At 58.8% G+C, this 25297-nt stretch carries 23 protein-coding genes, 1 other RNA gene and 1 riboswitch; of the genes, 14 read left to right on the top strand and 10 right to left on the bottom strand.

Features of this window, described 5'->3' with window-relative positions; genetic code table 11:
- Nucleotide 1 precedes the first annotated feature (1 nt).
- The gene (locus ACR0NF_RS15505; protein ID WP_480778546.1) at nucleotides 2–1912 is read right to left on the bottom strand and encodes an extracellular solute-binding protein; all 1911 of its coding nucleotides are present in this window, start codon (nucleotides 1910–1912) and stop codon (nucleotides 2–4) included.
- A 176-nt stretch (nucleotides 1913–2088) separates the two neighbouring features.
- Nucleotides 2089–2598 carry a c-type cytochrome gene (locus tag ACR0NF_RS15500; protein WP_480471790.1) on the bottom strand — a complete coding sequence of 170 codons (510 nt, stop codon included), beginning with the start codon at nucleotides 2596–2598 and terminating at the stop codon, nucleotides 2089–2091.
- A 121-nt stretch (nucleotides 2599–2719) separates the two neighbouring features.
- Between ACR0NF_RS15500 and ACR0NF_RS15495 the strand changes: the two genes are divergently transcribed.
- Nucleotides 2720–3553 carry a prephenate dehydratase gene (locus ACR0NF_RS15495; RefSeq protein ID WP_480471789.1) on the top strand — a complete coding sequence of 278 codons (834 nt, stop codon included), beginning with the start codon at nucleotides 2720–2722 and terminating at the stop codon, nucleotides 3551–3553.
- A gap of 7 nt (nucleotides 3554–3560) precedes the next feature.
- On the opposite strand, the gene ACR0NF_RS15490 is transcribed toward ACR0NF_RS15495, so the two are convergent.
- From ACR0NF_RS15490 to nudC, 3 genes are read right to left on the bottom strand one after another with little or no spacing between them, the layout of a single operon-like run.
- The gene (locus tag ACR0NF_RS15490; protein WP_480471788.1) at nucleotides 3561–4115 is read right to left on the bottom strand and encodes a chloramphenicol phosphotransferase CPT family protein; all 555 of its coding nucleotides are present in this window, start codon (nucleotides 4113–4115) and stop codon (nucleotides 3561–3563) included.
- A gap of 48 nt (nucleotides 4116–4163) precedes the next feature.
- Nucleotides 4164–4631 carry an SRPBCC family protein gene (locus ACR0NF_RS15485; RefSeq protein ID WP_480471787.1) on the bottom strand — a complete coding sequence of 156 codons (468 nt, stop codon included), beginning with the start codon at nucleotides 4629–4631 and terminating at the stop codon, nucleotides 4164–4166.
- Between the two features lie 39 nt (nucleotides 4632–4670).
- Nucleotides 4671–5654 (bottom strand): NAD(+) diphosphatase, encoded by a 984-nt coding sequence (nudC, locus tag ACR0NF_RS15480; RefSeq protein WP_480778545.1) that lies wholly within the window; start codon nucleotides 5652–5654, stop codon nucleotides 4671–4673.
- Between the two features lie 207 nt (nucleotides 5655–5861).
- On the opposite strand from nudC, the gene ACR0NF_RS15475 reads away from it, so the two are divergent.
- The 3 genes from ACR0NF_RS15475 (at nucleotide 5862) to rsgA (ending at nucleotide 9042) form a co-directional block, all read left to right on the top strand.
- Nucleotides 5862–7715 (top strand): bifunctional 2',3'-cyclic-nucleotide 2'-phosphodiesterase/3'-nucleotidase, encoded by a 1854-nt coding sequence (locus ACR0NF_RS15475; RefSeq protein ID WP_480778544.1) that lies wholly within the window; start codon nucleotides 5862–5864, stop codon nucleotides 7713–7715.
- A 39-nt stretch (nucleotides 7716–7754) separates the two neighbouring features.
- Nucleotides 7755–7853: signal recognition particle sRNA small type (gene ffs, locus ACR0NF_RS15470), an RNA gene on the top strand.
- Between the two features lie 160 nt (nucleotides 7854–8013).
- The gene (gene rsgA, locus ACR0NF_RS15465; protein ID WP_480778543.1) at nucleotides 8014–9042 is read left to right on the top strand and encodes a ribosome small subunit-dependent GTPase A; all 1029 of its coding nucleotides are present in this window, start codon (nucleotides 8014–8016) and stop codon (nucleotides 9040–9042) included.
- Between the two features lie 17 nt (nucleotides 9043–9059).
- Here the strand turns inward: rsgA and ACR0NF_RS15460 are convergent, their stop codons facing one another.
- Entirely contained in the window at nucleotides 9060–9917 is an 858-nt protein-coding gene (locus tag ACR0NF_RS15460; protein WP_480778542.1) for an alpha/beta hydrolase family protein, read from the bottom strand.
- Nucleotides 9918–10039: 122 nt separating this feature from the next.
- Nucleotides 10040–10263, top strand: a riboswitch (cobalamin riboswitch).
- An 88-nt stretch (nucleotides 10264–10351) separates the two neighbouring features.
- Here ACR0NF_RS15460 and ACR0NF_RS15455 point away from each other — a divergent pair.
- Entirely contained in the window at nucleotides 10352–10759 is a 408-nt protein-coding gene (locus ACR0NF_RS15455; protein WP_480778541.1) for a hypothetical protein, read from the top strand.
- A gap of 4 nt (nucleotides 10760–10763) precedes the next feature.
- On the opposite strand, the gene ACR0NF_RS15450 is transcribed toward ACR0NF_RS15455, so the two are convergent.
- Nucleotides 10764–11267, bottom strand: coding sequence for a protein-tyrosine phosphatase family protein (locus ACR0NF_RS15450; protein ID WP_480778540.1), 504 nt, complete (start codon nucleotides 11265–11267; stop codon nucleotides 10764–10766).
- A 169-nt stretch (nucleotides 11268–11436) separates the two neighbouring features.
- Between ACR0NF_RS15450 and ACR0NF_RS15445 the strand changes: the two genes are divergently transcribed.
- The 4 genes from ACR0NF_RS15445 to ACR0NF_RS15430 all read left to right on the top strand — a co-directional run bounded on the left by ACR0NF_RS15445 (nucleotide 11437) and on the right by ACR0NF_RS15430 (nucleotide 15448).
- Nucleotides 11437–13194: a DNA polymerase III subunit gamma/tau gene (locus ACR0NF_RS15445; RefSeq protein ID WP_480778559.1), complete on the top strand. Its 1758-nt coding sequence runs from the start codon at nucleotides 11437–11439 to the stop codon at nucleotides 13192–13194.
- Nucleotides 13195–13335: 141 nt separating this feature from the next.
- Nucleotides 13336–13680, top strand: coding sequence for a YbaB/EbfC family nucleoid-associated protein (locus ACR0NF_RS15440; protein WP_480471780.1), 345 nt, complete (start codon nucleotides 13336–13338; stop codon nucleotides 13678–13680).
- A 64-nt stretch (nucleotides 13681–13744) separates the two neighbouring features.
- A complete protein-coding gene (gene recR / locus ACR0NF_RS15435) occupies nucleotides 13745–14338 on the top strand; it encodes a recombination mediator RecR (protein WP_480471779.1) in 594 nt (197 codons plus the stop codon).
- 621 nt (nucleotides 14339–14959) lie between these two features.
- Nucleotides 14960–15448 carry a hypothetical protein gene (locus tag ACR0NF_RS15430; RefSeq protein WP_480778539.1) on the top strand — a complete coding sequence of 163 codons (489 nt, stop codon included), beginning with the start codon at nucleotides 14960–14962 and terminating at the stop codon, nucleotides 15446–15448.
- Here ACR0NF_RS15430 and ACR0NF_RS15425 read toward each other — a convergent pair.
- Nucleotides 15445–16074: a ribonuclease T2 family protein gene (locus ACR0NF_RS15425; protein WP_480471777.1), complete on the bottom strand. Its 630-nt coding sequence runs from the start codon at nucleotides 16072–16074 to the stop codon at nucleotides 15445–15447. The two genes, ACR0NF_RS15430 and ACR0NF_RS15425, sit on opposite strands and share 4 nt — an antisense overlap.
- A gap of 130 nt (nucleotides 16075–16204) precedes the next feature.
- On the opposite strand from ACR0NF_RS15425, the gene ACR0NF_RS15420 reads away from it, so the two are divergent.
- The gene (locus tag ACR0NF_RS15420; protein WP_480471776.1) at nucleotides 16205–16966 is read left to right on the top strand and encodes a DUF1013 domain-containing protein; all 762 of its coding nucleotides are present in this window, start codon (nucleotides 16205–16207) and stop codon (nucleotides 16964–16966) included.
- A gap of 54 nt (nucleotides 16967–17020) precedes the next feature.
- Nucleotides 17021–17410: a hypothetical protein gene (locus ACR0NF_RS15415; protein WP_480471775.1), complete on the top strand. Its 390-nt coding sequence runs from the start codon at nucleotides 17021–17023 to the stop codon at nucleotides 17408–17410.
- A gap of 41 nt (nucleotides 17411–17451) precedes the next feature.
- On the opposite strand, the gene ACR0NF_RS15410 is transcribed toward ACR0NF_RS15415, so the two are convergent.
- Entirely contained in the window at nucleotides 17452–18483 is a 1032-nt protein-coding gene (locus tag ACR0NF_RS15410) for a permease (protein WP_480471774.1), read from the bottom strand.
- Nucleotides 18476–18784, bottom strand: a complete 309-nt coding sequence (locus tag ACR0NF_RS15405; RefSeq protein ID WP_480471948.1) for an ArsR/SmtB family transcription factor — start codon at nucleotides 18782–18784, stop codon at nucleotides 18476–18478. The genes ACR0NF_RS15410 and ACR0NF_RS15405 overlap by 8 nt, the downstream gene beginning before the upstream one ends.
- A 117-nt stretch (nucleotides 18785–18901) precedes the next feature.
- Here ACR0NF_RS15405 and pdxR point away from each other — a divergent pair, with 117 nt between their 5' ends.
- From pdxR to ACR0NF_RS15390, 3 genes are all read left to right on the top strand, one after another.
- The gene (pdxR, locus tag ACR0NF_RS15400; protein WP_480778538.1) at nucleotides 18902–20356 is read left to right on the top strand and encodes a MocR-like pyridoxine biosynthesis transcription factor PdxR; all 1455 of its coding nucleotides are present in this window, start codon (nucleotides 18902–18904) and stop codon (nucleotides 20354–20356) included.
- A 130-nt stretch (nucleotides 20357–20486) separates the two neighbouring features.
- Nucleotides 20487–22253 carry a sulfoacetaldehyde acetyltransferase gene (gene xsc, locus ACR0NF_RS15395; protein ID WP_480471772.1) on the top strand — a complete coding sequence of 589 codons (1767 nt, stop codon included), beginning with the start codon at nucleotides 20487–20489 and terminating at the stop codon, nucleotides 22251–22253.
- A gap of 169 nt (nucleotides 22254–22422) precedes the next feature.
- The gene (locus ACR0NF_RS15390; RefSeq protein ID WP_480667870.1) at nucleotides 22423–25236 is read left to right on the top strand and encodes a molybdopterin oxidoreductase family protein; all 2814 of its coding nucleotides are present in this window, start codon (nucleotides 22423–22425) and stop codon (nucleotides 25234–25236) included.
- Nucleotides 25237–25297: the final 61 nt, after the last annotated feature.

Below are 25297 nucleotides of genomic sequence, written 5' to 3'. Positions count from 1 at the left end.
GTTACCGCAGCGCGCCTTTCGCCTTCAGTGCCGCCTCTTTCTCGGGGTTGACCCACCACAGGTCGAGATAGCCCAGCGTGAACGGAGGCAGGTTTTCCGGGTATTCATACATGTCGTAGTAAGCTGTCCAATAATCCGCCACATACCCATCAGGGATGATGAAGAACTCATAGCGCAGCACACGGTCCAGCGCCATAAGCGCCGCGTCCTGTTCGGCTTGATTTGTGGTGTCGAATGACGCTTCGATCACGGCATCCACAAGCGGGCTGGCAAGACCCGCCGGGTTAAACAGGCTGAACGCCGCCTCTTCCGAGCCATACATCTGGCTCAGCCCGCCGCCCGTGGACAGGAAAGATCCGTAACGGGTCGAATACACCATGTCATAGTCGCGCTCGCGCCGACGCAGGGTGAACTGCGATGGGTCTACCTTTTCCGCCGTCGCATCTATGCCAATGGATTGCAGGTTCTGGACAAAGGTCTCAATCATCGTTGCGGTCGATGTGGGAATGCTGGAGGCGTAGGGGATATTAACCTTCAGCGTCTGCCCCTCTGCGTTGCGGCGCAGATTGCCATCACCCACGGGCCAACCGGCCTCATCCAGCAGCTTTGACGCCTGGCGCAGGTTACGGCGATCATTCAGGCGGGCTGCATTGGATTCGTGTACCACCAGCGCAGGCTCGTTCATAACGGCGGCGGGCACCACATCGCCCAGAGTTTCGAGGAACGCACGCTCTGCGCCTGTAGGCACATCTTTTGCTTCAAGATGGGTGTCCTGCACAAAGGAACTGCGCGGGGAGTTCAGGCCAAACATCAGCGATTCATTGGCCCACTCGAAGTTGAATGCCAGCGCGATAGCCTTGCGCACATTCTTGTCAGCGAATTGCGGCTTGCCCAGATTGAACACAAAGCCCGACGGCGTCGGAGGGCTGCCGTCAGCGATTTCATCCTGCACGACAGAGCCTTCGCTCAACTTCGGAAAATCATAGCTGGAGGCCCAAAGCTTCGGATCGCTCTCGATGCGCATGGTGTATTCGCCCGCTTTGAAGCCTTCGAACGCAGCGGTCTGGTCCGCAAAATATTCAATCCGGATGGTATCGTAGTTGTTCCGACCCACGTTGATCGGCAGGTCCTTACCCCAGTAGTCATCACGCCGTTTGTACACGATCCGGCGATTGATATCGTAGTTGTCCAGCTTGTAGGGGCCCGATCCCACGGCCACTTCCAGCCGGGGCTCATCCAGACGGCGGCTCTCATCCGCTTCGAACCACGCTTTTGAGAAGATCGGCGTTGAGCCCACCGTTTCGATTAGACCGCGCCGTGTCACTTCGGGGTTGAAAGTGAATTTCACCGTGTGATCATCCAGCGCCTCGGCATTCTCGACCATGCGCCCCACGGCTTGGGCATAAGATGGCAGGCCCTGCTCGATGAACAAACGGTGGCTATAGACGACATCCTCGGCCGTAACCGGAGTTCCATCCCAGAAGGTCGCCTCGGGCCGCATGTGGAAGATCACATAGTTGCGGCCTTCATCATACTCGATGCTGTTGGCCAGAAGACCATAGTATTGCCCGACACTGTCAGAAGTGCTGTCGATCAGCGAGTCATATTGGATCGTCGTCAGCGCGCCCGCGCGCCCCTTGCGTGAGAAGGGGTTCAGCGAATCGAACGTCCCCGAACCGGCAAGCGACAGCTCACCACCTTTGGGCGCATCCGGATTTACATAGTTCAGGTGCGGATAATCGACCGGATAATCCAGATTACCAAAGTAAGAATAGCCATGACTGCGCGTTATTGCTTCTTCGTTGGCAGCGGCAATATTTCCGCCAGACAAAAAGACCGTAGCCGAAATCCCAAGCACCGCAGCCCAAGATTGAAACTTTGGCGGTCGCGGTACGGTCAGAAGGGATTTCATGATGCTCGTCCTCTGGGTCATTTGTGATCTTCAATGTCGTGCAGGCCAGCTAAAAGACCAACACTTACTGTTGCAAGTTTAGAATGCGTGAACGCTTTGTGAAGTTCTTGTCAGACAAAAAATTAAAGCCGCTGCACCAGGCAGCGGCTTTGAAATCTTCAATTCTGACCGGTCGATCAATTTCCGATGGTTTGCAGATACGCAATCAGATCGGCGCGCTCTTGCGGTTTTTTCAGACCAGCAAAGCTCATCGAAGTGCCCGAGATATAGGCGCTGGGACGCTCGAGGAACGCGTCCAGAGCTTCCGGCGTCCAGTTGCCGCCATGGGCCTGCATCGAAGCTGAATAGCCGGTGAAGCCTTCGGCCGTTGCGACCGGGCGGTCTACGATACCATAGAGGTATGGACCTGTGCCGTTGGCACCGTCCTCAAGCTTGTGGCAGGCGGTGCATTTGCGGAACACACGTGCGCCCTTCTCAGGATCGGCTGCGGCGAGCATGTCTTCGAATACGACCTCTTCACCGTCAGCGCTCTCACCCGCGCTTTCTGTTTCGATAATGTAAGCTGCTTCGGCAGAATGGCTATCAGAGCTATAGAGGACGTCCGCCCCCCATTTTGCCAGAAGAAGCACCAAGAAGGTGCCAAACAGGCCTGCTGCGGCCTTGGTAACTGTCATCGTGTCGAACATTTTGATCGCGTGTCCATTTCAGCTGTCTTGGGGGTGTCTAAGGCTTCCCCTGAGAAGAGGCAAGGTATAGACACCGCGACTAAACGCCCAATTCGCGAACTTGTTGCACGGAAACGACCAAATGACCAAACGCATTGCATTTCAGGGAGAACCCGGCGCCTATAGCCACGAGGCGTGCCGTAACGCGCGCCCTGATATGGACGCCCTGCCCTGCCGAACTTTCGAAGATGTGATCGAATCAGTGCGCTCGGGCGAGGCCGATCTGGCGATGCTGCCGGTCGAAAACACCACTTATGGCCGGGTCGCGGACATCCACCGGCTGCTACCCCATAGCGGGTTGCATATCATCGACGAGGCCTTTGTGCGGGTGCATATCAACCTGCTGGGGGTTCCGGGCGCAAAGCTCGACGACATAACCGAGGCCCATTCCCATCTGGTTCTGCTGCCTCAATGCGCCGGGTTCCTCAAACAGCACAACATCCGAGGCCGTGTCAGCCCTGACAACGCCCGCGCTGCCCGCGAGGTGGCAGAGGCAGGTGAGCTTCACTCAGCCGCGCTGGCCAGCGAACTGGCAGGCGAGATCTATGGCCTGAATGTGCTGGCACGCCACATCGAGGATCATGGCGACAACACAACCCGGTTCCTGGTGATGTCACGCGAGGTCGATCTTGCGCGCCGGGGTGATCACGGGATGATCACGAGCTTTGTGTTCCAAGTCCGCAACATCCCGGCAGCACTCTACAAAGCGATGGGTGGGTTCGCGACGAATGGCGTCAACATGACCAAGCTCGAAAGCTACATGGTCGATGGTTCTTTCACAGCAACGCAGTTTTACGCCGATATCGTAGGTCATCCGGATGACCATAACGTCAAACTCGCGATGGACGAATTGGAACATTTCACGACCAATGTCGAACTGCTGGGCGTATACCCGGCGGCGCAACCGCGTGGGTAACTCGAGATTAGGTCGACGCTCGGAACTCGGACCGGCGCACCCCTGACTTCAAAGCGTTCAGAATTCTAACGGCGTTCGCACCGGTATCATCCGTTGAGTCGATTTCAAGGTCATACACGCGCCCGAGATGTATGGTTTGCTGATCCTGAACTGCGCTGCCTATCCTACGGTCGCCACGAGCCCTCTCTCGTTGTTCCAAAACATCGACCGGACAGTGTACCGCCACGAACAAGACGTCATGACGACCAAAATCGGGTTTGAGTGTTTCGATCCAGCCCGGACTGTCAAAAATATGCTCGACAATCAGATTGTTGCCCGCATCCGCATAAGCCACCAGCGACCAGTGGAAGCCGTCGAATATCTCTCGCCTGCTGTCTGCCCAGTCAAATTCACCGGTTCGAAATCGATGCATGGGCAAAATGCCTGCGTCTCTCAGATGGTCGATAGAGATATGCCAGAATGGCACATCGGCTCTGTTCTGTAGCGCCTGTGCGATCGTCGTTTTGCCACTGCTTGACGCGCCATGCAGGAGAATGATCTGTGATCTTTGGGCTATCCGCATTCGCTAGCACCTGTTCATTGGTAGTTGACCGGTCAGGTTCTTGCTCAATCAAACCCCGTGCAGGTGACGTTCTTCCATCTCGCGCGCGAAGTCGCTGAGACGTGTCTGGAACTGGCGGCGAAACCGGGACTGGCCCAGTTTCAGGGATTGCAGCAGTAGCCGGGAAGGCAGTGTCTTTGCTTTCAGCGACGTCATCACGCTCAGCCGTGTCCGGCGCTGCGACAGAGCCAGCAGTTCAATAAGAGTATCTCCGTTCATACCCTTGCTACTGGCCTGAAATCGCATCAACGACGGCGTTTCACATTCGCTCAGCACGATTGAAATCTGGCGTGGCTTACCGCGGATATTCAGCACCGTCTCCCATGACGTACCTGCATGCGGCGATGCAAACCCGGAAGTACGCCGAACGTCGATCCCGCGGCGTATGGCCATGCGCTCAAAACGCTCAAAATCCGCCACCATGGCAAACACCGTGTCGATCGGGACTTCGATATCTTCCTGTGCTGAAAACTGCATCTCGGTTCTTCTCTGTCTCGCGTCGCCGCCAGTCTCTCGTTAGTCCAGCGTGTCTGCAAGCCAGTGTTGCAGCAAAAAATGCGCAATCGCGCCCTTGCGGGCAGGTAACAGGGTCGGGTGATCCCCCGCGAAAGCCTGCATCATTTCAGTCCGGCTGACCCAGATCGCGTCTTCGATCTCAACCGGGTCAATCTGGATATCTGGCGACAAAGCTTCACCCGCGCAGCCAAACATCAGGGACGCGGGAAACGGCCAGGGTTGACTGGCCAGATAACGCACTGCACCGACGGGAACACCGGCCTCTTCCATCACCTCGCGCCGCACTGCCGCCTCAAGTGTTTCACCGGGCTCAACAAATCCGGCCAGCAGGGAATACATCCCTTCCGGCCAACCCGGAGAACGCCCCATCAGAACCGAATTGCCATGTGTGATCAGCATGATCACCACGGGGTCGGTGCGCGGGAAATGCTGGCCACCGCAAGCAGAGCAACTGCGTTGCCATCCGCCCTGAGAGATATCACTGGCGGCACCGCATCGAGCGCAGAACCGATGCGTCTCATGCCATCCGATCACCGCCTTGGCCGTCGCCGCGAGCTCTGCATCGCGTGCGCTGAGGCGCGTCATGATGCGACGCAGTTCGGCAAAGACATGACCCTCAGGCAGATCGGGGTGCTGCTGTTCACTGCGATCCACGAATTCTCCGACACTGGCCAAATCCAATCCTTCGGCCGTCCAGCCGGAAATATCCATAGCGAACAAAGGTACGGCATCGTCCGAAAGACCCAACAGAATAGGCTTTTCGATCACTCCATCCCGGCCATTTTGCAAAATCTCGTGGTCCATCGTGATCAGCGCCAGCTTGTCCAGGGCTTCACCCTGCACCAGCACCTTGCCACGCCACAGCAGCAAACAACGCGCCTTGGGATCATCATAGGCCTGCGCCAGCTTCTCTGGATCGCTCCGCAACAATCCCGCCCGGTTCAAGCCCGAGCCGCCAAAAGTGACCTGTTCTGCGCGTTTCATGCCTATTGTCCTCGCCTGCCGCGCCAAGGGCTGCCATGTCTGTGCTGTCGGTGCAACGGAATTTGAGCAAACAAAATATTTTTGATCTGCCGCCGAAAGACCGCAGCATTGCCCCGGAATTTGCACTAAGTCCACCTCATGGTGAAAAATCTGTTACGATGACAGTCAGAAGTTGAAATTTTGAAACACGATAATTCGGCGCGTCAAATGCAGACGCGTAATTCCTGTGCAAAGGTTCGGATATTGGCCACGTCCGACCTGCATATGCATTTGACGTCATTTGACTATTATTCCGACATTCCCGAGACGAGCCGGGGTCTGACCCGCACTGCCAGCCTGATCCGAACGGCCCGAGATCAGGCCCGGTGCGACGGCGCGCTGGTATTGCTGTTCGACAATGGTGACTCGTTGCAGGGCACTTCGCTTGGAGAATGGGCCTCGGACGTCGCAACCCAGATACATCCGCTCTCACAGGCATTCGACGCTTTGGGATATGACGCGATCGGGTTGGGCAATCACGATTTCGGATTCGGGCTGAATCTGGTAAATCGTATTGCTGCTCAGATCGCCTGTCCGATGATTTGCAGCAATATGCGCACAACACACACGCCTCAGGGCTGGGTCCCTCACGCGATCCTGCAGCGGACGGTTTCCGTAGATGACGAAGATGTTCCGCTCCGTATTGGCGTTTTGTCCGTTCTGCCGCCGCAAACCATTCGGTGGGAGGCGCATGTGTTGCAGGAGCAGGTAGAGGTCACCGACATTCTGACTGCAGCCGCGCAGACGGCATCTTACCTCCGCGGTCAGGGCAGTGATCTTGTACTGGCGTTGGCCCATTCGGGGTTGGATCAGGCGGAAGCCGAAGCCGGGATGGAAAATGCAGTAATCCCTCTGGCCGCAATAGAGGGAATTGATGCGATCATTGCCGGGCATACTCATCTGACGCTGCCCGGCAAGGCGCATGAAGGTTTGCCTCATGTGGATCACGAGCAAGGGCTGGTACATGGAAAACCGGTTGTGATGCCGGGATGGGGGGGCTCGCATCTGGGTGTAATCGATCTTGAGTTGAAACAGGATGCGGAGCACCGCTGGCGCATTGTTGAAAGCCAAGTCTGTGCAACCCCGATCAAAACGGCAACCGGGCCGATGCCGGAAGACCCCGAATTGAAACAACTTTTTGCCATAGGTCATGCGGAAACGCGCAAACGCGTCTCTGAACCCGTGGGGTCGGTGCCCAAGGCGTTGCACAGCTATTTCACCTATTGCGCCTTAGACCGAGGACTTGCGTTGCTGGCGGCGGCTCAGGCTGCTGCCGTACGGTTCCATCTGGCCAGTACCGAATGGGAGAGCCTTCCGATTCTCTCGGCCGCGGCACCCGCCAAATCCGGAGGCCGTGGAGGCCCGGAGTATTTTACCGACGTTCCCGCAGGCGAGATCTCGGTCCGCCATGTGGCCGATCTGCATGTCTTTCCCAATGAGCTGCGTGCGGTGCAGGTGACAGCAGAGCAACTGCGCGACTGGCTGGAGATGTCTGCCGGAGTGCTCAATCAGCTCTCGGCCGATCAGCCTTCGCACCTGATCAACCCGAAGCGTGCAGGGTTCAATTTCGACGTTCTGCACGGCGCAACTTACGAGATCGACCTCTCGCAACCGGCACGATTCGACGCTGCTGGCCGTCTGACGAATCCGGCCCATTCCCGAATCCGTTCGCTGAAGGTGGGCGGCAATCCGATCACTCCAGATCAGAAGTTCATTGTCGCAACGAACAATTACCGCGCCAATGGCGGCGGGCATTTCCCTTCGATTCCACATGCCCATCCGATCACGCTGCCTGCGCGGCTCATTCATGATGTGCTGCGTGATTATCTGGCGGGCAAACTGTCATATGACCCGCTGGAGCAAGCGCCGCGCCCGTTCATTCTGAGGCCGACAAACGGAGCCAGAGCTATTCTGACCACCGGCCCGTCCGCCCAGGCCTATCTGCATGAATTGGCCGAGTATGACCCCTGCGTTCTGCCTTTGGACGAAGACGGGTTCCTGCCTATCCAACTGACCCTCTGACGGGTTGCCAATGTGGCGCAGCGGGCCTATATGAGGGGTCGAGAGGTTGGCGCGGGCGAGCGCCTCGCCAACCTGGTCAGGTCCGGAAGGAAGCAGCCACAACGAGTCCCGCTTGGGTCGATGTCCAGCCTCTCACTTTATCAACCCCTGAGCCACAGGAGGGCTTTATGATTGTAGCAATGACCCTTCGGGCAGCCGGGTTCTGATCCGACACGATCTTCTGACTGCCTGAACACATGACCAGCGGATGCGCGATCGCCATCCGTCGGACACGCTGTTTCTGACAACAGGCAGACCAATGTCTCTTTCTTTATCGGACCTCGGATGGTCCTCACATTTTGCCGCGCAACACGTGGCTGACCCAACCTGCAATCCCTTTCGCATCACAGCCGTTCATCGGGATCGGTTGATCGGGCTTGGCCCCAACGGCGAGATCCCGTTGCTGACCCCCAACCACCCCACCGGCGACTATGCGGTTGGGGACTGGGTGTTGGCAGACAATGATAGACGCGTGCACCACCTGCTGGACCGGCGCAGCCTGCTGCAGCGTCGCGCTGCGGGCACAGGTGCTTCGGCACAATTAATCGCCGCGAATGTCGATGTGTTGTTCATCGTCAGCTCATGCAATGCCGATTTCAGTCTGCCCCGGCTGGAACGCTATCTGGCGCTTGCGCATCAGGCCGGGTGTTATCCGGTGATCGTGCTGACCAAGGCCGACAATTCCGATGCACCCGAGACCTTTGTGAAAAAGGCGCAAGCCATCGATCCGTTTCTGACTGTGTTGGCGATCAATGCACTGGACCCGGCTGCGATCGAACAGGTTCTTTCGTGGTGCCCAAAGGGTCAGACCGGTGCGCTGCTGGGCTCATCCGGAGTGGGTAAAACCACGCTGGCCAATGGCATGACCGGGCAGGAAAAAGCCACGGCGGGCATTCGCGAGGATGACGCACGGGGCCGGCACACCACGACCGCGCGCGCGTTACATCAGATGCGCAATGGTGGCTGGCTGATCGATACGCCCGGCATGCGGGCGCTGCGTTTGCTGGATGCACAGGACGGAGTCGATGAGGTCTTCTCGGACCTCACGGAGCTGAGCCTGAATTGCCGTTTCTCGGATTGCCAGCACGAAACCGAGCCCGGCTGTGCGGTTCAGGTCGCGGTCCAAAGCGGCACGCTTGACCCGTCCCGGCTGGAGCGTTGGCGTAAGTTGCGGCGCGAGGATCAGCGCAACTCGGAAACCATCGCTCAATCCCGCGCGCGGGACAAAGCGTTCGGCAAGATGGTGCGTAGTGTCACGCAGCAGAAAAAGTCGCGCAAGAAGCTGTGAGGCAACGTCCCGTCTGGTCAGTCGATCAGGCGGGGCCAAACCGCTGCGTTTCGTCGGGCGAACGCTCCGATATGTCCAACTTTTGGCAAACCAAATTCCTGCGGCGACAACAGGTGACGATGGGCATTTGAGCCGTAAAGATCGGCCAGCCGCCACACGGCTGCGGGTGGTACCATCTCATCATCTTCAAAGGCGAACAGATCAACACGCCCGCCTGCGGTGGACCAACGGGCCTGAGGCAGCGTCTCTCCGATCTCGGGCAGATAGCTGTCGGGAGCCGTGCACCACTTGCGCCATTGCCAATAGATCAACGCGGGCAGATCCTCACCAAAACCGACCGCCTTGCCCGGCAGATATCCCAGAGCACGGACCAACAACGGCACATGGCCATACCAGAACAACGCAGCCAGCGCGCGGTAAGGCCACGGGTGATCTTTGAGCGTCACTAGACCTGAACAGACGCAGATCATCCGATCTATCTGTTCGATATCCGATTGCACCGGCCCAAGCATCGCACCAAGCGAGTGGCCAATACTCCATAGCTTGGCACCCGGAAACCGCCGCCGCATCTCGGCCCGTGCAGCAGGGATATCGACCAGCGCCCAGTCTGCCATTGTCACGGTCGAGGCCTTCTGCGGCCCGGTCAGCGAGTGACCAAAATCCCGATAATCGTAGGTCAGGCAGGCCATCCCGCGCTCAGCTGCCAGCCAACGCGCAAAATGCTGATAATAGTCTCGTGGCACGCCTGTGGCACTGTTAATGACCACAACCGTTTCCGGATCGGTCGCAGGCAGATACAAGCGGGCGGACAGCATCGCGGACCCGGCGGGAAACCGGAACTCCTCGGTCATCACGGTTTGCCGCGCGTCCAACATCTGATCCTCATGCGTTATCTGAACCGATCAGTTCACTCGATCGCGTTCGAGTCAAGGTTGACGTGGCTGGACCAAAGGTAAGCTTGTGGCATTCAATCCGCTTGACTCGGGAAGTGCGCAACCGCTAGCGATGTGGTGATGGTTCCCGCGCCCTCGTTCGAGGCCGGGATGAAAAGGGAACACGGTGCGGCCCTGCCCGGTAATATCCGGAACGGACCAAATCCGCGACTGCCCCCGCAACTGTAAGCGGAGAGCAATGCCGTAGCGCCACTGGCCTTGAGGGCTGGGAAGGTCGGCAAAGCGATGACCCGCAAGTCAGGAGACCTGCCATCGGAACCGAAACTGAAACTCGGGCGGGGTGTCCGGGCAGGTCCAGACTGCACTGTGCTGTCCCACCTGTTTCACACCCTCAGCCCACGCGCGGAGGGCGCATCATGATATGGAAAACCGGAACCCACCAGTTCTCGGCAACAATTTGCCAAAGGACGGGGAAAACCTGTCCGGCTTTGGCGCGAATCGCACGGGCGCTGGCCACCTCGATGGCGGAATCAGCCCCTGCGGCGACTACAGAATTCGAGATTCAGGGCAGTAGCGAACTGGCGCATTGTTCGGACGGGTGCACCGCCCGTTTTCGCGCGCGCGCCGACGAAATCAGAGTGTTCTGCGGCGCTGGATCAGACGAAGCGATAGAGCATCTGGACAGCTACGCAGACCTTTTGTTCGGCACCGAGACCGAAGCACTGTCGACAAATATCTTGTCGAACCCGCCATGCGCGATGCTCGAAGTGTTGACGCTTGCCCAGACTACGTCGGTGCAACCCGAATACCGACCGTCTGCCTGACAAGTCAGCCCACAGCCAGAATACCGGCGGGCGCGATCGCCCATTCCATCTGCTCGTCGGTTTCAACAGCGCAGGGGCGCAACGCGCGCAGCCTTTGCAACGCTGCATCCGGATGCTCGCCGCATTCTATCATCAAACGCAGTACAGCCATACCAGATCGACCACATCCGCCCTTGCAGTGAATCAAAATGCGTCCGCCACCGGACAGCGCATGACGCACTGCGGCACTGACTTCGACCCAACGTTCGTCCACCTCGGGTGATGGCGTGCCATAGTCCTCGACCGGCAGATGAACCCATCGGCAGGCACGGTTCCGGACGTCGATACCGAAGTCTCTGGCGCCATCGAGTATCATCTCGACCTCGGTTGCCATTGAAAGGATCAGGCCGGGCTTCCAATCGGCCACGGCATCCAGATCGCCTTGATAATCGCCACCCCGACCCGGCATCGATGTCAGCGCGAGCGTTCCTCCGCCAACCTGAAGTGCATGGATAATCATCTGAGACATTCTACGTTCCCCCCGAAACGTTAATCAGAAGATCTTTCTACTGGTCTTCAAGTGTCTGATCTTAACCGCCCCGTCTCGCATTCCAAAACGAAAATCATCCGGTCGGGCGGTGGACGCGGACGGCGGCGGCCTCTACGCTGCGGCGGAACTCGAATCCGCGAAAGCAGACATGACCGACACGCCCAGCCCCGCCTACCAGGTGCTTGCCCGAAAATACCGCCCGGAAACCTTCGCCGATCTGGTTGGCCAGGACGCCATGGTGCGCACGCTGAAAAACGCGTTCGAGGCCGACCGCATCGCGCAGGCCTTCATCATGACCGGCATCCGCGGCACCGGTAAAACCACCACCGCCCGGATTATCGCCAAGGGCATGAATTGCATCGGCCCAGATGGCGAAGGCAAACCCACCACCGAACCTTGCGGCCAGTGTGAACATTGCGTGGCCATCATGGAGGGCCGCCATGTCGACGTGATGGAGATGGACGCCGCCAGCCGTACTGGCGTGAATGATATTCGCGAGATCATCGACAGTGTCCGATATCGCGCCGCCTCGGCCCGCTACAAGATCTACATCATCGACGAGGTTCACATGCTCTCGACCAGCGCCTTCAACGCGCTGCTCAAGACGCTTGAGGAACCGCCCGAGCATGTGAAGTTCATCTTTGCCACCACCGAGATCCGCAAGGTTCCGGTCACGGTGCTTTCTCGCTGTCAGCGCTTCGATCTTCGCCGGATCGAGCCCGAAGATATGATCGGCCTGCTACGCAAGATCGCAGATGCCGAAAGCGCGCAAATCGCCGAAGATGCGCTGGCGCTGATCACGCGCGCCGCCGAGGGCTCTGCCCGCGACGCGACCTCGTTGCTGGATCAGGCGATCAGCCATGGCGCAGGCGAAACCAGCGCCGATCAGGTGCGCGCGATGCTGGGCTTGGCGGATCGTGGCAGGGTACTCGACCTGATTGATATGATCCTGCGCGGCGACGCTGCCGGTGCCCTGACCGAGCTCAGCGCCCAATATGCCGAAGGGGCAGACCCGCTGGCCGTTCTGCGTGATCTTGCCGAGATTACCCATTGGGTCTCGGTGGTGAAGATCACGCCAGACGCCGCCGAAGACCCTACCGTCTCGCCCGATGAGCGCGCCCGGGGCCAGCAGATGGCAGATGCCCTGCCGATGCGCGTGTTGACCCGCATGTGGCAGATGCTGCTGAAGGCACTCGAAGAGGTTGCCGCCGCGCCCAACGCGATGATGGCCGCCGAAATGGCCGTGATCCGCCTCACTCATGTGGCCGACCTGCCCAGCCCTGAGGAGTTGATAAAACGCCTTCAGGATGCGCCCATGCCTCCTCCAAACGGAGGGCCGGGAGGCGGCTTGCCGGCAGCCACGCAGAGCAACGTCTCAACCCCCGTTGCGACGCAAACGACCTATGCGGCAACGCGCAACCCAGCTGGCGCGCCCTCGGCAGCGTTGGCCCAGGACGTGGCGAACGCTCTGGCCCGCTACCCTACTTTCGACCATGTGGCCGAACTGATCCGGATCAATCGGGACGTCAAGCTTCTGGTCGAAGTTGAAAACGGTGTACGTCTGGTCTCCTATCAGCCGGGTCGGATCGAGTTTACTCCCGCCCCCCATGCGCCCGCGGACCTTGCCCCTCGGCTCGGATCAGCTTTGCAGCGCTGGACTGGTAATCGATGGGCCGTGACGATTGTATCCGATGGCGATGCAGCAACGATTGCTGAAATTCGCGATGAGGCAGAATTGGCGCTGAAGCAGGTGGCCACCGAACACCCCTTGGTTCAGGCGGTGCTGGCGCAATTCCCTAAGGCCAAAATCACCAAGATCGAAACCCCTGAGCAACGCGCGGCGCAGGTCGAAACCGAAGCCCTGCCTGAGGTCGAAGACGAATGGGACCCGTTCGAGGAGGATTGAGGTCGAGGCGAAACCTGTGAGGCTCAACCGGCGGAAGGGCCTTCCCAAAGACTTTGGCGACGGACGGGACACGCCTCGCCCCTTGTGCCGGGTCCGCGCCACCCGTATTTAGACGGCAACGCGATTTACAGGAGAATATCGATGCTCAAAGGACTCGGCGGTCTGGGCGACATGGCCAAGATGATGAAATCCGCACAGGACCTGCAGACCAAGATGACCGAGATGCAGGAAGAGCTGAACAATCTGATGGTTGTTGGCGAATCCGGTGCCGGTCTTGTCAAAGCCACAGCCACGGCCAAGGGTGAGCTCAAAGGGCTCGATATTGACCCATCGATCTTCAACGGCGACGACAAGGAAGTGGTCGAGGATCTGATCCTGGCTGCGATCAAGGATGCGCAAACCAAAGCCGCCGAGCGTTCGCAGGAAGAGATGGCCAAGCTTACCGAAAGCATGGGCCTGCCCGCCGACATCAAGCTGCCGTTCTGATAGGCACTCCTGACGGAGTCGAGGCCGGGCACCCAAGTCCGGCCCATTTGCAGGAGAACGCGCAGTGAGTTCGAACAGTGACATCGACAATCTGATCGACCTGATGGCCAAGCTGCCGGGCCTCGGCCCCCGCTCGGCCCGCCGCGCGGTGCTGCACCTGATCCGCAAACGCGCCTTGTTGCTGACGCCGCTATCGGACGCGATGCAACAAGTAGCCATCACCGCCCGCGAGTGCCTGAATTGCGGCAATGTGGGCACCACCGACATCTGTGACATCTGCGACGCCGAGGCTCGCGCGACCGGAGAGCTGTGCGTGGTCGAGGACGTCGCCGACCTTTGGGCAATGGAGCGCGCCGGGGTCTTCAAGGGTCGCTATCACGTTCTGGGCGGGACTTTGTCTGCTCTGGACGGGGTCGGCCCGGATGAATTGCGTATCCCGCGGTTGAAGGATCGAGTTGTGGCCGAGGGTATCACCGAGATCATCCTTGCCCTAAACGCCACCGTCGACGGTCAGACCACCGCTCATTACATCGCCGATCAGTTAGAGGGGCAGGTACGCCTGACCTCGCTGGCGCAGGGTGTGCCGATTGGGGGCGAGTTGGACTATCTGGATGATGGGACGATTACTGCGGCGCTTAGGGCGCGGAAGGAATTGTAGACCAACAAGTATTTGCAATGTAAACAAAGTGAAGATGTTGGAATCTTACCACAAATGCTCAGAGTTTTCTTAAGCATATTCGCAACTGTACTATTGCTTCTCGTTTCGACGACTTCACTAAAGGCCGACGGTCACGAAAAACTCCGAGTTGCTATCTTCTCCAAGATGGATGACCCTACCCTTGACGCTTTTTATCATGCGCTTGCTCTCGCAAATCCTGACATTAACCCTGATGTACGACCATCAGGATTGGATGACACCGACGCCCTAGTCTTCTTCTTAGATCGTTGGCAAGATGTCGACTACGCTCCAGGCGCAAAGGAGTTATCGGAAATTTTCGACAAAGTTAGAGCGAACCGCCCTGATGCAGTTAGCCAAATGTTCGTGGCCAGTAGACAAAATGGCAGGGAAATAAGGTTCTTGTTCTACTCTCTCAGCAGTACGGGCTATCTGTCGCTCGCATGTTATGCTCGGGAGGTCGCTGCAGTACTAAACGATGAACCGGGGGTACTCACTTCAGGTAGCTGCAGATAGTACTTATTTGGCTACCTGATTTCGTTTAGATAATCTTTAGCAATCAATAACCAAAACGTGCTTATACGCTTCTGAGGAACAAAACAAATGCCCCGCTTTCTCGCCATAACCTTTGCCGCATTCACCGCCACTGCTGCCCTGTCGCAGGCACTCATCGACAAAGGCTTCGTCGAAGGCTGGAACATCATGATGGACCCCAACCTCGGCAATGGGTGCCTGATCCAGACGGTGTATCAGGATCTTTCGGTGGTGCGGCTGGGCTATGACGCGCTGGACAATCGTGGATATTTCACCGTTTACAACAAGGCTTGGGGCGACATCAAACCAGGGCAGAGCTACCCGATCCGGTTCGAGTTGGACGGCAAAAGCTTTGACGCCACCGCCATCGGGTTCAAACAGGATCGTGTGCCCGGCGTGACGGTGTTCTTTATCGACCGGAGTTTCGTCACATCGATTGCGCAGAACAAGACCATGACTGTCTATAATCCGGAAGGTCAGACTGTCATGGCGATTGATCTCAAAGGCACTGCAAAAGCGCTGGACTATGCCCGCGACTGCCAGAACAAAAAGCTCTAACGAATCGGATCAAACACCGCGTCTTTGGCGGTGCAATCACGGATCACGTCGCGGCCACAGGGCACCGGGTCAAGATCGCGGGACACGCACAGGCGGACCTCTTCGATATAGCCTTGCTTGCAGGTGATGGTGATCATGTCGGGCTCAAGCGTCGGATTGTCCTTGAGAAAGGCCTCTTCCACTACTGAGGCGGGCAGTTTGACCGTGGCGTCCAGCTTGCGGAACACTTCGGGGCGCGCAACACCTGCATAAGCCTGCCGCGATAGGGCGAAATAGTCGGATGCACTGAGGCCCGAACAGGTGCCGTGCTTTTTCCATTGGTGCCAGGCCAACCCGGATGAGCCCTGAATATCCTCCATTTCCCGCGTCATGAGGCGCGTGGGTGGCGCCTCAGGTGTGCGGCAGTATGAAGGCCAACCCTGATGAAACTGCGGCCAGAGGCCGTGCAATATCCACCCGTGGTCATGGCGCGCATCACACTGATCCGAGCCACGCGCATCCCCTTCACGGGCGCACCAGTTGGGCGACCAGCTGAGCGACAGGACGTAATAGTCAAACTCGCCCGCCTTTTCACCTTCGGCCAACGCAGTCACGGCACTCAGCATCCACAAAATCACCCAGCGCATTCGCCTCTTCCCTTCTTAACGTGACGCGACTATATAGGCCCCAAGTTCCCCGACAACGGAAACCTGCCCCAAGACCACGGGGCCGCCGAATTCCGGCGACGGGACAGGTGTATTTATAGGAGACGGGCTGATGGCAAAACCGCTTATGGCCAAAGCAACAGCCGTATGGCTGGTGGACAACACCACGATCAGCTTCAAGCAGATCGCGGATTTCGTGGGCATGCACGAACTGGAAGTGCAGGGCATCGCAGACGGCGACGTGGCCGCAGGTGTCAAAGGGTTCGATCCCATCGCCAACAACCAGCTGACTCAGGAAGAGATTGACGCGGCGCAGAACAACCCTCTGCACAAGCTGAAGCTCAAGTTCAACCCGGCTGCCTCGGGCGAGGAAAAGCGCCGTGGCCCGCGTTACACCCCGCTGTCCAAGCGTCAGGACCGTCCAAACTCGATCCTGTGGCTGGTCAAGTTCCACCCCGAACTCAGCGATGGTCAGATCGCCAAGCTGGTTGGCACCACCAAGCCAACCATCCAGTCGATCCGCGAGCGCACGCACTGGAACATCGCCAACATGCAACCGATCGATCCGGTTGCACTGGGCCTGTGTAAGCAGTCCGAACTGGATGCGATCGTGCAGAAAGCTGCCGCGAAGAAAGCTGCCGAAGGCGGCGTGATGAGCGATGATGAGCGTCGCAAACTGGTCTCGACCGAGCAGTCGCTCGAAATGGATTCGGCACCGAAGATTCCGACCGCGATTGAAGGTCTGGAAACCTTCTCGTTGTCTGATGAGCCTGAGGACAAGGAAGACGATGATGTCATCGTCGACGCCGACAGCTTCTTCAACCTGCCCAAAGGTGACGGCAGCGACGAAGACGAGGACGACCTGCGCCCCTGATGCGCAGATGGCCCCGACCCGACCGGTTGGGGCCGTTTTCTTTTGGGGAATGAAATGCTGAGCTTTCTATCCGCAATTTTCGGCCCGCACCGCGCCGTCTCAATCTATGCGTTCATCAAAACCAAAGGCCTTGCCATCCTGGGTGGGGTTGGGGTGATCGCGGTTGCTGCCGCATTGCTGTTGCTGAACGACAGTGGCGAGCACGAGCACCACTCGTTCATGACGGTTCCCGTGCTGTCGGCGACACCGATCAACGGAGACCTTAAAAACGGTGTTATCGCGTCGGTGCGTCTGCCAGATGGATCGGCGACGTCGATCACGTCGACCGAGGCCCCGGTCTCGCAAAGCGTTGGTACCAGCGCCTGCGTGGAAAAACGCATCTTTGTTGAGAGTGGAGAACCGAGATACCGGTTCAAACTGCCTCGCTATTGCGAGGCAAGCTAACGAGCAAAACCGCCCGGTGACATCACCGGGCGGTTTTTCCTTCAGATCATCTGGAACAGAACGCCCGAGATGACGGCTCCGCTGACCCCCAGCACCAGATAGGTGGCGAAGACACGCGGCTTGACCAGAGACCAGACCGCGGCCATTGCCGGGATCGAGCTGACAGCGCCCGCGATCATGAACGCCATGGCAGCGCCTGCCGTCATCCCCTGCTCCATCAGCCCCGCCAGCAGCGGCGGTGCGACATATGAGTTCAGATAGGCAGGCATACCGACCAGAGCAGCGGTAATAATGGGCACCACACCTTCGCCCCCGACGACACGCGCGATCAGGTCCGCTGGCACATAGCTGACCAACAGCGCCTCAAGGACGTATGCCAGCGCCAGCCATTTCAACAGGAACAGGCCGTTATGAACGAACTCGGACCGGAAGCGGACCCGACGCTCGGGCACCTGCCAGAATTTCCAGACCGGTTTGTCATCTTTCTTTGGGCCACACCCACAGCAGCCCGCAGGTTTGTACTCACGCAGGGGCTGGGTGAAGGCACCGCCACGCATCAAAGCCCGGACCGCGAAACCTCCGAACAGGCCGAGCGCGACGGCGGCAACTGCCTTGCCGATGGCAAAGGGCCAACCCAGCGCACCTGCGGTGATCAAAAGGGTTGGCGGATCGATCAGAGGAGAGCTCAGCCAGAAGGCCATGACCGCCGACAAGGGTGCACCCAACGCCAGAAGCCCGGCGATAAACGGGATCACCTCACAGGAACAGAATGGTGCAAGACCGCCAAACACCGCGGCCAGAAAGATCATCCTTGTTTCGCGCCCTTCAAAGGCGCGGGCAACCATCACCTCGGCCCCCGTCGCCTTGAGATAGGACAGCAGCAGCACCGCAAACAGGATATATTGCCCGGTATGGGCCAGCGCTTTGGCCGCAAATGTCACGACCGCGGTCCAGTTGCCGGGATCGAGCAACGCGACGGCGATCAACAAGGCTATGATCAAGGCCCATGGCGTCTTGATGAGATCAACTAAGTTGCGCGCCAGCGGCTTGGGGTTTTGTGTCAGCTCAGCCATCGTTTGCGGCCTTTCCTACTTCGTCCGCGCAACATTCGCTGAGGATGAATTGCGCGAGGTTTCTAAGTTCATCAAAGCACGCCCGGTTGATCGTGCTGCGCCCGATCTTCTCCTGCTCAACAACGCCACCGGCGGCCAGAAACCGCAGGTGATGTGCCAGAGTCGACGGCGCGATGCCTGTGCGATTCTGAATCTCTCCGACAGTCAAACCGGTCTGCCCTGCCCGTACCAAGGTCTTGAGAACTTTCAGCCGGGCTTCGGACCCCATGGCCGAGAACCCGGCAGCAGCTGATTCCCACATTTTCAACTCCATTAAACTAGATTTCTGGTTATTTAGTTTTTTCGCCACCACGTGTCAATCATCTTCTGACAGTAAGTCCAGATTGCCCCCGCCTTAAGTCCAGCATATAAGCGATCCATGAGTATCTCGGTCGACACCTTCTTTCTGGAACGAAACGCACAGGGCACGCTTCAGGCCCAGATCCAGCAGCTGATTGCCGAAGGCATCCTGTCCGGTCGCTTTCACATGGGAGAGAAACTGCCCTCGTCCCGAAAACTGGCTGCGCATCTGGGTGTCAGCCGGATCACGGTCACGCTGGCCTATACCGAGCTGCTGGCCAATGACTATCTCACGTCCAGAGGGCGCTCGGGCTATTACGTCTCGGAAAATGCCCCGGTGCCGCCGACCTATTCGCCGATGAGGCGCGAGACCGAAACGGTAGACTGGGATCGCGCCTTTGCGCGCCGGTTCTCGGGCGGGGACATACTGCCGAAACCCAGCAACTGGCGCGAATACCGCTATCCTTTCATCTACGGTCAGGCCGACAGGGGGCTGTTCGATCATGCCAACTGGCGTCTCTGTGCTGTGCGCGCATTGGGGCACAAGGATTTCGATACGCTGACGGGGGATTATGTGGATCGCGACGACCCGATGCTGATCGAGTTCATCGCCCGCCACACTCTGCCCCGGCGCGGTATTGCCGCGCGCCCAGAAGAGATACTGATCACTCTCGGTGCCCAAAACGCCTTGTGGCTGGCCTCGCGCGTGTTGCTCAACCGTGATCGCAAAGCGGCCATCGAAGACCCTTGCTACTACGCCCTGCGTGATTTGCTGGTGCATTCCGAATGCAAACTGGCACCATTGCGCGTCGACCGAGATGGCTTGCCGCCAGATGCGATACCTGATGATACCGATGTCATCTTCACCACACCAAGCCATCAATGCCCCACCACGGCCACGATGCCCATCGCGCGCCGACACGCCCTTTTGAAACGCGCCAAAGAGCTGAACGCGATGATCGTCGAGGATGATTACGAGTTCGAGATGTCCTTTCTGGGGGCGCCCTCACCTGCACTGCGCTCGCTGGATACGGAGGGCCGCGTGATCTACGTCGGCAGCTTCTCGAAATCGCTGTTTCCGGGGTTGCGGCTGGGCTACATGGTTGGGTCCGAAAGCTTCATCCGCGAGGCGCGTGCTTTGCGTTCGCTGGTGTTGCGCCATCCCCCCGGGCACGTGCAGCGCACGGCGGCCTACTTCCTGTCTCTCGGACATTACGATGCGCAGATCCGGCGGATGTCCAAAGCTCTGCAACAAAGACGCGTGGCCATCGATGACGCGATCCGTCAATCCGGCCTCACGGTCGCGGGCCGGGGAATGCTGGGCGGATCATCAATCTGGATGCAGGCACCGACACATATAGATACCACGCAGCTTGCACATCAGTTGCAGCACAAGAGCGTTCATATCGAACCGGGCGAGCCCTTCTTCTCGGGCCCCGACCGTCCAAAGAACTACTATCGCCTCGGCTATTCCTCGATCACGCCCGATCGGATCGGACCGGGGATCGCGCAAATCGCAGAGACCATTCGTTAGGCATAATACTACTGGACCTATCCCGCTGTTGGTTCTGGCCCTAACGCCACAGTCACCCTTGGGTCAAAACCGAGCGGAAAACAGGGGCGAGAGATCCCGTTACAGCCATCCATGATCGGAGAACACGCAGATGAAAATGACCACCGAAGAAGCCTTTGTAAAAACGCTGCAGATGCATGGGATTGAACATGCGTTCGGCATCATCGGTTCGGCCTTCATGCCGATTTCCGATATCTTCCCCAAAGCCGGTATCACCTTCTGGGACTGCGCCCACGAAGGCTCGGGCGGAATGATGGCAGATGGCTACACCCGTGCCACCGGCAAGATGTCGATGATGATCGCGCAGAACGGCCCCGGCATCTCGAACTTCGTGACGGCCGTAAAGACCGCCTACTGGAACCACACGCCGCTGCTGCTGGTGACCCCGCAGGCCGCGAACAAGACCGTTGGCCAGGGCGGTTTCCAGGAAATCGAGCAGATGAACATGTTTGCCGACTGCGTCTGCTATCAGGAAGAAGTTCGCGACCCCTCGCGCATGGCCGAGGTGCTGAGCCGCGTGATCCAGAACGCCAAGCGCTATAGCGCCCCGGCACAGATCAACGTGCCGCGCGATTACTTCACGCAGGTCGTCGATATCGAACTGCCCCGCATCGTCGATTTCGAATTGCCCTCGGGCGGTGAAGCGGCGCTGGATCAGGCTGCTGAACTGCTGTCGAACGCACGTTTCCCCGTGATCCTGAACGGCGCGGGCGTGGTACTGGCCGGTGCCATTCCGTCAACCGCTGCGCTAGCTGAACGTCTAGATGCGCCGGTCTGCTGCGGCTATCAGCATAACGACGCCTTCCCCGGCTCGCACCCGCTGCACGCTGGCCCCTTGGGCTACAATGGCTCGAAAGCCGGGATGCAGCTGATCTCGAAGGCGGATGTTGTTCTGGCACTGGGCACCCGACTGAACCCGTTCTCGACCTTGCCCGGCTACGGCATCGACTATTGGCCGACCGAGGCGAAGATCATTCAGGTTGACGTCAAACCCGAGCGTATCGGTCTGACCAAACCCGTCACCGTCGGTATCGTAGGCGACGCGAAGAAGGTTGCCGAAACCCTGCTGGAAAAACTGTCCGGGACCGCAGGCGACGAAGGACGCCAGGCGCGCAAGGACCTGATCGCCACGACCAAATCGGCCTGGGCGCAGGAGCTGTCGTCGATGGACCACGAAAACGACGACCCCGGCACCACCTGGAACGAACGCGCCCGTTCGGCCAAACCCGATTGGATGAGCCCCCGGATGGCATGGCGTGCGATTCAGTCCGCTCTGCCGAAAGAGGCTATCATCTCGTCCGATATCGGCAACAACTGCGCCATCGGCAACGCTTATCCGTCCTTCGAAGAAGGCCGCAAGTATCTGGCCCCCGGCCTGTTCGGTCCTTGCGGCTATGGCCTGCCATCGGTGATCGGCGCCAAGATCGGCTGCCCGGATACGCCCGTGGTTGGCTTCTCAGGCGACGGTGCGTTCGGCATCGCGGTAACCGAGTTGACGGCAATCGGTCGCGAGGAATGGCCCGCAATCACTCAGGTGGTATTCCGCAATTACCAATGGGGCGCGGAAAAGCGGAACTCGACCCTGTGGTATGACGACAACTTCGTCGGCACCGAACTGGACACCAAGGTGTCTTACGCCGGTATCGCGCAAGCCTGTGGTTTGAAAGGTGTCATAGCCCGCACCATGGATGAGCTGACCGCAGCGCTGGCGCAAGCCGTTGAAGATCAGAAAAACGGCATCACCACCCTGATCGAAGCCATGATCAATCAGGAACTGGGCGAGCCCTTCCGCCGTGACGCCATGAAGAAGCCGGTCGAAGTGGCGGGCATCGACGCAGGCGACATGCGTCCTCAATAATGTGATGTGTGGGCCGGGTCCGATGGGTCCGGCCCTCATATGTTTGTTTCTAAAAACCGGAAAACCTCCGGAAAAGTAACGAAAAGCTTGAGCCTGGCGCCAGAACTCTCAAGAATGGCAACAAGGCTCGGGCAATAAGGCGATCGGCCGCAGGGAGAGAATTTACGAAATGCAGCAGCCCAAGATCGACCTGTCGCCCAAGGTTTCAGACGAGGTTCGGCGCACAACATGCTACATGTGTGCCTGCCGCTGCGGCATCAACGTGCATATGAAAGATGGCAAGGTCGCCTATATCGAAGGCAACCGTGACCATCCTGTGAACAAGGGCGTTCTGTGCGCCAAAGGCAGCGCCGGGATCATGCAGGTCAACGCGCCGTCGCGCCTGCGCAAACCGCTGCGCAGGGTTGGGCCACGCGGATCTGGTGAGTTCCGCGAGATTGAATGGGACGAAGCAATCAGCACAGCCGTCGGCTGGCTGAACGAGCTACATGAGACCGCGCCGCAGAAGCTGGCCTTCTTCACGGGTCGCGATCAGAGCCAAAGCTTCACATCGTTCTGGGCCCAGAACTTCGGCACGCCCAACTACGCGGCCCATGGCGGATTCTGTTCGGTCAACATGGCTGCGGGCGGCATCTATACCATGGGCGGCGCGTTCTGGGAGTTCGGCCAGCCCGATTGGGACCATACCAAACTGTTCATGTTGTTTGGTGTGGCCGAGGATCATGACAGCAACCCGATCAAGATGGGCATCGGCAAGATCAAGAAGCGTGGCGCACGCGTGATCGGGGTAAACCCGATCCGCTCGGGCTATAACGCTGTGGCAGACGATTGGGTCGGGATTACGCCGGGCACCGACGGCTTGTTCATCCTGTCGTTGATCCATGTGCTGATGAAAGCGGGTAAGATCGACCTCGACTATCTCAGCCGTTACACCAATGCGCCGGTTCTGGTGAACGCTGCTGAAGGTCCTGAAAAAGGTCTGTTCCTGCGCGATGCGGATGGCAAACCTCTGGTGATCGACCGCATCACCGGTGAACCGACCGCCTTCGACAAACCCGGCGTCCGTCCGGACCTGTCGGCTACCTATGAAAAAGACGGCGTCACTCACCGCCCGGTCTTCCACCTCATGGCCGAGAAATACCTCTCAGACGACCATGCCCCCGAGGCCGTCGCCGAACGCTGTGGTATCCCTGCCAAACGTATCCGCGCCATCGCCGCCGAGATCGCCCGTGTCGCCTTTGACGAAGCCATCGAGCTGGATCACGAATGGACCGATTTCCGGGGCGAGACGCACTCGAAAATGGTCGGCCGTCCGGTCAGTTTTCATGCCATGCGCGGGATTTCGGCCCATGCCAACGGGTTCCAAACCTGCCGGTCACTCCATGTACTGCAAATCCTGTTGGGCACGGTCGAAGTACCCGGCGGCTTCCGCTTCAAGCCACCTTACCCCAAACCGGTCGAGGCGCACCCCACCCCGCATGGCGACCGTCGCCCCGGCCGCCCGCTGGAAGGCCCGCATTTGGGCTTCCCACGCGGCCCCGAAGATCTTCTGATCGACGATTGCGGCACGCCGCAACGAATTGACAAGGCGTTCACCTGGGAAAACCCGATGTCGGCCCACGGGCTCATGCATATGGTGATCTCGAACGCCGCCGCGGGCGATCCTTACAAGATCGACACGCTGTTCATGTATATGGCGAACATGTCATGGAACTCATCCATGAACACCAAAGGTGTGATGGAGATGCTGTCGGCAAAGAACGAAGACGGCAAATACGTCATCCCCAGGATCATCTATTCAGATGCCTATTCCTCGGAGATGGTCGCCTATGCCGACCTGATCCTGCCCGACACCACTTATCTGGAACGGCACGACTGCATCTCGCTGCTCGACCGCCCAATCTGCGAGGCTGATGCCGCCGCCGACGCGATCCGCTGGCCGGTGATCGAGCCTGACCGCGACGTACGCGGCTTTCAGTCGGTCCTGATCGAACTCGCCAACCGCATGAGCCTGCCGGGTTTCACCAACGAGGATGGTACACCCAAGTGGAAAGACTACGCTGACTACATCGTCAACCACCAGCGCAAGCCGGGCATCGGCCCGCTCGCCGGGTTCCGGGGCGAAAACGGCGACAAGGAAGGGCGTGGCGAGGTCAATCCCGAGCAGTTGAACCGCTATATCGAAAACGGCGGCTTCTACGTCGCGCATATTCCCGAAGGTGCAGACTACTACAAGCCTTGGAACACGGCTTATCAGGACTGGGCCGTGGGCATGGGTATCTATGACAGCCCTCAACCCTATCTGTTCCAGCTCTATTCCGAACCGATGCGCAAGTTCCAACTGGCAGCCGAAGGGCATGGCGACCGTCAGCCGCCTGAACACCTGCGTCAGCGCATCAAGGACACCATGGACCCGCTGCCAATCTGGTACGAAACCGATCAGCACGGCAACGAGGGCTTCACCGTCAACGCCCTGACCCAACGCCCGATGGCGATGTATCACAGCTGGGGCACACAGAACGCGTGGCTGCGGCAGTTGCACGGGCGCAATCCGCTCTACGTGCCCACCAAACTGATGCGTGAGCACGGCTTGCGGGACGGCGATTGGGCGAAAGTCAGCTCTCCACACGGGGAAATCACTGTGCCCGTGATGGAAATGGCCGCGCTGAACGAGAACACCGTCTGGACGTGGAACGCCATCGGCAAACGCAAAGGCGCCTGGGCCCTGCAGGAGGATGCACCCGAAGCTACCAAGGGTTTCCTGCTGAACCACCTGATCCATGAGCTTCTTCCACCGAAGGGCGATGGCCTGCGCTGGGCCAATTCCGATCCGGTCACCGGTCAGGCCGCGTGGTTCGATCTGAAGGTCAAAATCGAAAAAGCCGATCCTCCGACAGATGCCGAAAGCCAGCCCGAATTTGCCCCGATCAAGTCGCCCGTTGGCACCGGACCAAAGGACTTGGCATGGAAGGTTGGCAAATGATCCGGATCCGCACTTCATCTGGCCAAAAATATCCCGGGGGTGAATTGAGCCGCAGGCTCAA

The sequence above is a fragment of the Ruegeria sp. CF4 genome, from assembly GCF_056537345.1.
The sequence above is the reverse complement of the archived record's forward strand: the minus strand, read 5'-3'. Positions and strand labels throughout refer to the sequence as shown.